A 4,434-nucleotide genomic window follows, 5' to 3' on the forward strand; every position below is an offset into this window, starting at 1 on the left:
CGCATCTGCCGCACAATCTTTGTGCGGTATTGCCAATAACGGCAGCACCGCATAAATCATTCCGGAAAAGGAGAGATGTACATGAAATATCAGACTACCAACCTACAGCCCACCAAGCGTTATCCTACCTATCAATTCCACGCCAGAACGGCACAGAAAAAACTGCCTGCGGAACAGGTTTTCTGCATCTGTGTGCTGGAAACCCTGCATTGGCTCCGTTCCCGCCTGAAAAAATTCAGCAGCCTGCCGGAGGACATCTGCACACCGGAGCCGGCACAATATGAAGCCTTTTCCATGCAGCAGCTGCACTCGTTTCACTCCTCGGTGGGGGCGGCTGTCGATGTGATTTATCTGGAAAACCGCGGGCTGTGGTCGTTTCAGATCACTGAGCCGGACATTGGTGCCAATCTGGGTACTCCGCAGGAACGTCCTGCGGTCAGCGGCAGAATTTTTGAAACCGAGATCTCTTTCCTGCTCTGCAAGGACGATGTGGAAGTGGGTGTCCGCACCATTTGTTCTGAACCGTCAGACAGCACGGCTCCCTGTGAAGTGTTCCGTCCTATGATCATTCCGGCACTGGCACAGAATCCCCATGTGGGATTTCTCAAAAACGGTTTTCTGCTGAACGGAAAAGCCATGGAGATTCGGAAGAAAAGCGACATTGCCTACTTTGATGCTCTCTGTCACGCAGCAGATTTCGACATGCCCCTGGTCGTTGTGGCGGACAGCGGTACAGTGCAGAAAAAGCTGGATCTGGAGCAGCTGGACGTTTCAGCTGTGCCGAAACTACAGTCCTTTTCCGCAGAGCTTTCTGCCCATAACGACATGCTGCACTTTTATGACCGCAATGTGCAGATGAATGAAGCGGAATCGACTGTGACCAAAAATCTACAGCAGCCGCTGAACCGCCGTGTCAAGCGGCATGTCAGCAGCAAGATGAAACTCAAACCGGAAGCAGCTTCGCCGGCAAAGGCGGAAACGACGGAGAAACTGCCGGTATTTCCGTTTGAGAAACTGGCGGAAAAGCTGCTGGGGTTCGGGGTGGTCTGTTTCGTGGAGCACCGCTGTCTGGAAGAATTTTCCCGCAAGTATAAGCTTGCGTTGCAGGAGGGGGACATGCTGATCCTTCGGCACGGCAGTACGGCGGAACGCTATTCCTATGCCCAGTACGCCAGGGACATGGACGGCTTTTCTCGCCAGCGGAAGCAGGAACTGCGGCAGATGCTCAAACGCGGAGCCTTTACATTTGGCAGGATCCTGTTTCATTCAGATGCACGGCTGGCAGTATTGCAGGACAGCCAGCAGGAAACCCTTTCGCTGGAGGAACGCTGCCGCATCTTACAGCAGGAAAACGACGAGCTGAAAAACCAGCTGAAAGATTTTACCCAGCAGAACACGGATATGCGTATGAATGGGGAACAGCTGCGAATCTATCAGAAGCAGCTGGCAGAAAAAGAAGCGGAACTGGAACGGCGGAATGCGGCGTATCGGGTTCTGGAACAGGAATACGATTCGAAAAAAAATTCCTATCAGCAGTCTACGGAGATCGTGCAGTTCTATCGGGAAAAGGCAGACATTGCCGCGACATTCCCCACAGACAAGGAAGCCATTCCAGAGTGGGCGGAAAAGCATTTCTCGGACAGCCTGATCTTTACCCAGCGTGCCAGAAACAGTCTGCGGAAATTCAGCAGCAAGCTGGATCTGGCAGTGATCTGTGACGGTATCCTCTATCTGAGTGCCTATGGAAAGTTCCGGCAGGGGAACCTGAGCGAGGAACTGCTGGAACTGTATGGTCAGCGATATTGCTGGGACGTGTCCCGCTGCGGGGCGGAAACCCTGCGGGTGCATCGGGAAGATTATCTGGCACAGGTGGACGACCGGAAGTATCTGCTGGACATGCACATCAAGTACGGCATCAAGGCAAAGGGACTGGCACGTCTGTATTTCTGCTGGAACGAGGAACTGCAAAAAATTGTGCTGGGGTATCTCCCCAGCCACCTGCCCACGCTGAAAAATCCCACGTAACTGCATGCTCCTGCGGCGGCGGGAAAGCTGTGCCTTGACAATCTCCTGAAAAACCGTTATAATATACCATGGAGTAATTTCGGAACAGAGCCGGCTCGGCTCAAATGGAAGGAAGATCATAGAATGGAACATATCCGCAATTTTTGCATCATTGCTCATATTGACCACGGCAAGTCCACACTGGCAGACCGGATTCTGGAACAGACCTATACCGTTGCCAAGCGGGACATGGAAGAACAGATCCTGGACAACATGGATATTGAACGGGAACGGGGAATCACCATTAAGGCACGTGCAGTCCGTCTGAATTATCGTGCCAAGGACGGGGAAACCTATGTGTTCAACCTGATCGACACCCCCGGTCACGTGGACTTCAACTATGAGGTTTCCCGCAGCCTTGCCGCCTGTGAGGGTGCGATTCTGGTAGTCGATGCTTCACAGGGCATCGAAGCCCAGACACTGGCAAATACTTATCTGGCAATCGAACACGATCTGGAAGTAGTGCCGGTTATCAACAAGATCGACCTGCCTGCTGCAGATCCTGACCGTGTCTGCGAGGAGATCGAAAATGTGATCGGGATTCCCGCAGAAGATGCCCCGCGGATCTCCGCAAAGGCAGGCATCAACATCGAAGCCGTCATGGAAAAAATTGTGACGGACATTCCGGCACCCAAGGGCGATCCGGATGCTCCGCTGCAGGCTCTGATCTTCGACAGCTATTATGATGCCTATAAGGGCGTTGTCATCTATATCCGCGTCAAAGAGGGTACCGTCAAGGTCGGGGATACCATTAAGCTGATGGCGACCGGTGCGGAATTCACCATTGTGGAAGCCGGCTATATGACAACGAACACGCTGGTCAACGATGGTGTGCTTCGTGCAGGCGAAGTTGGCTACCTCTCCGCTTCGATCAAGAGCATCGGCGATACCCGCGTAGGTGATACCGTCACCCATGCAGACCGCCCCTGTGCAGAACCGCTGCCCGGTTACCGCAAGGTCAACCCCATGGTCTTTTCCGGTATCTATCCGGCAGACGGTGCACGCTACGGCGACCTGCGGGACGCACTGGAAAAGTTACAGCTGAATGACGCGTCCCTTTCCTTTGAGCCGGAAACTTCCATTGCACTGGGCTTCGGATTCCGCTGCGGCTTTCTGGGACTGCTGCACATGGAGATTATTCAGGAGCGTCTGGAACGGGAGTATAATCTGGATCTGATCACCACTGCTCCCTCTGTTATCTATCGTGTCACCCTGACCAGCGGGGAAGTACAGTACATTGACAACCCCACCAACTATCCGGATCCGGCAGTGATCGCCAAAGCGGAAGAACCGATGGTCAAGGCGGAGATCCTGACACCGGCGGACTTTGTGGGCAATGTCATGGAACTCTGCCAGAACCGCCGCGGCGTGTTTGTCAATATGCAGTATCTGGACGACACCCGCGTGTCCCTGCACTATGTGCTGCCGCTGAATGAAATTGTGTACGACTTCTTTGATGTGCTGAAATCCCGCACCCGCGGCTATGCATCTTTTGATTATGAAGTCAGCGACTATATGGAATCCAAGCTGGTGAAACTGGACGTACTGCTGAACGGCGAAATTGTCGATGCTCTGTCGTTTATCATTCACACCGACAAGGCATACGAACGGGCAAGAAAAATCGTGGAGAAGCTGAAAGAGAACATTCCGCGGCAGCTGTTTGAGGTGCCGGTACAGGCGGCGATCGGCGGCAAGGTCATTGCCAGAGAAACCATCAAGGCCATGCGGAAAGACGTGCTTGCCAAGTGCTACGGCGGCGACATTACCCGTAAGAAAAAGCTACTGGAGAAGCAGAAAGAGGGTAAAAAGAGAATGCGGCAGCTGGGCTCGGTAGAAGTTCCGCAGGAAGCATTTATGAGCGTGCTGAAGCTGGACAGTGATGACTAAGCACGCGGCGAATTTGTAGAAATAGAACAGGCTGTTGTACCGGTGCAAGAGGTACAACAGCCTGTTTTTGTTTTTGCTTGGAATGTGTAGTGGGCAATGCCTACATCGCCCCGCGTCAGCCGCGAAGTGCAGCTTGTTTGCATGCTGTAAATAAGCCTCCCCTGAAAGGGGTGACTCCCCACGGGGTGGGGAGATGCCCGCAGGGCAGAGGGGACCGCTCAGTACGAGGGGGACCGCCGTTAGGCGGTGGAGGGGTTCCTACATGAAGTGCAGCTTCTAGTGCAGCCGAACTGAAACCGTCCGGCGGAATTCGCTCGTTGCACTCGCTGTCCGCCTGGGGCTTGCCAACGCCGGTGGTTGCCCTTGCCTGTATTTGCAGTGTTGGTTCTTTGAGATGTTGCTTGTGCAGGCGGGTAACCTTATTTTGTACGGCGTTTGCAAGTTTATCCGTTTATCATCTTTCATGTACAACCGATTTCACAA

Annotated in this window: 2 protein-coding genes; both read left to right on the forward strand. The window is 53.4% G+C overall.

Annotated features, from left to right (window positions below; all coding sequences use genetic code 11):
* Nucleotides 1-81: 81 nt before the first annotated feature.
* Nucleotides 82-2,025 carry a hypothetical protein gene (locus RUMCAL_RS03860; RefSeq protein WP_040646871.1) on the forward strand — a complete coding sequence of 648 codons (1,944 nt, stop codon included), beginning with the start codon at nucleotides 82-84 and terminating at the stop codon, nucleotides 2,023-2,025.
* Nucleotides 2,026-2,148: 123 nt separating this feature from the next.
* The gene (gene lepA / locus RUMCAL_RS03865) at nucleotides 2,149-3,951 is read left to right on the forward strand and encodes a translation elongation factor 4 (protein WP_021681234.1); all 1,803 of its coding nucleotides are present in this window, start codon (nucleotides 2,149-2,151) and stop codon (nucleotides 3,949-3,951) included.
* Nucleotides 3,952-4,434: the final 483 nt, after the last annotated feature.

Origin of the sequence: Ruminococcus callidus ATCC 27760, from assembly GCF_000468015.1 — a bacterium.
GTDB lineage: Bacteria > Bacillota > Clostridia > Oscillospirales > Ruminococcaceae > Ruminococcus_C > Ruminococcus_C callidus.

What these genes read in the sequence shown, in the direction of transcription:
- RUMCAL_RS03860 (WP_040646871.1), top strand. Translation starts at nt 82, where the DNA reads ATGAAATATCAGACTACCAACCTACAGCCCACCAAGCGTTATCCTACC.
- lepA (WP_021681234.1), top strand. Translation starts at nt 2,149, where the DNA reads ATGGAACATATCCGCAATTTTTGCATCATTGCTCATATTGACCACGGC.